Below are 1,691 nucleotides of genomic sequence, written 5' to 3' on the forward strand. Positions count from 1 at the left end.
GTCAGCCAGCCATTGCCAGTAGGCTTCAGCGTCCCGGAACCCCTGAGCCCGAGCAGCCAGATCTTCCGCTGCCTTATGGGTGCAACCACCATCGTATTCGGCGATAGCAGCCCGCTCCTCGAACGCATCAATGTCCGGGAACGTCATGCCGGGAGTCCTATTTTATCGACGATAGACCGGCGCTGCTCGTCACTGATGCCTGCCGAGTAGATGCCGTAGGTGATCCCGTTCTCCGACCGTGCCGATTGATGACCGACCAGAGACGCGGTGAAGTGCTCCGGAACACCTGTTCGCTCGCACTGGGTCACAAACCACTTGCGGGTCGAATGAAACACCAGTCCCGGTCGCTCCAAACCCAACCGCCGTCTTAGTCGTGCAAATCCCTTGGTGACATGGGCCACGGTCAGGTCAGGGAACGGAGGACCGGATGCGGGTAACTGACGGAACGTGTCGTCTAGCACCGGGTGAACCGGAACCAGTCGTTCAGCGGCGTCAGTCTTCAACAGCCGCAGTCGGTTAGGTCGAACATGAACGAAGCAGCCGAGGTTGCCCTTGGCCACGAGGTCTTCCCGGAGCAGCCCGACCGCTTCCCCCGCTCGCATCCCTGTCAACAGGCAGGTCAGCAGCACGGTATGAAGTTCAGGGTCACGAGCTCCCAGAAATCCCACCACTTCATCGTCAGTCGGGACGGCATAGGGTTGAGGGCGCACCTTCCGATCGAAGGGAACAGTCCGGAAGGGGTTAACCTCCAGATGCCCCTCGTAGATCACCCAGTCGAGGAATTGATTGACTTGCGACCAGATACGTCGCTGGGTTCTGGCCGTAATAGTCACCGACCCACGAGACGAGTACGCGACAAGTTGGTCCAGGGTCAGCCCTCGGGTTCTTTCCGACTTGCCGATCATTGGGGACAGTTGGGCTATTGCCGTCAGGAACTCTCGCCCCTCCGCCCGCGTCAGACTGCACACTGACTGGTCACCATATCGGCTCGTGAACAACTCGACGGAGTATCGGACCGATTTGAACCCGCTGGGTCGCAGTTCGTTACTACGCCGGGAGAGATAGGCGCGGCTCAGGTCACGAACCGGTACCTTTACCGGTGCTGATGGTCTTATGAACTTAGACTGCTCCAGATTGCATCCAGAGTCCTCCAGAGTGGCCCGGAGACGGACAAGAGACGACTCCGGTTGATCCCCCCAATCAGGAACGTCAGCGGTGCTCTCAGGGGCAGACAGAGCTTCTTCTGCCTGCGATCGAACCTGCTCCACCAGCGTCTCGAAGCGCGCATTGACTTCAGCGGCTCGGACGCGGGCGGTGTTTCGGTCACTGGTCTTGAGGCTCTGCTTCAGCGCCTGAGCGCCCAGCGCGAGAGCCACGTCAACGGGATAGTTGCGTCTGTAGAGCCACGTGTGACCTTTCAGATAGGCATAGCGAATGTGAGCAGACATGAGTCTCCTCCTTTCAGTGTTGATTTTTTGGGATTGCCGTTAGGCGCTAGAGACGAGTCGCACGATCATCTCGAGGGCCGGTTCGCCGTAGGAACCAGCCAGAGGGCCAGTGACGGCATGGCCGGTCACGCAGTCTTCGAACACCTCCTCCACGCGGAACAGATGCTCAGGCACGTCATCGAAGGCCCGGATCACCACGACGTCACCGGGGTTTAACACCAGCTCAGTCATCGTCGGACCTCC

2 protein-coding genes are annotated in these 1,691 nt (G+C 59.6%); both read right to left on the reverse strand.

Annotated elements, in window-relative coordinates; genetic code table 11:
- Nucleotides 1–143 precede the first annotated feature (143 nt).
- On the reverse strand, nucleotides 144–1,448 hold the full coding sequence (locus AC2FJZ_RS22310) for a DUF6538 domain-containing protein (RefSeq protein WP_496780416.1): 1,305 nt from the start codon (nucleotides 1,446–1,448) through the stop codon (nucleotides 144–146).
- Between the two features lie 39 nt (nucleotides 1,449–1,487).
- A partial coding sequence (locus AC2FJZ_RS22315; RefSeq protein WP_496780418.1) for a hypothetical protein occupies nucleotides 1,488–1,691 on the reverse strand: 204 nt, incomplete at its 5' end.

Source organism: Ruegeria sp. CDSA079, from assembly GCF_059612245.1.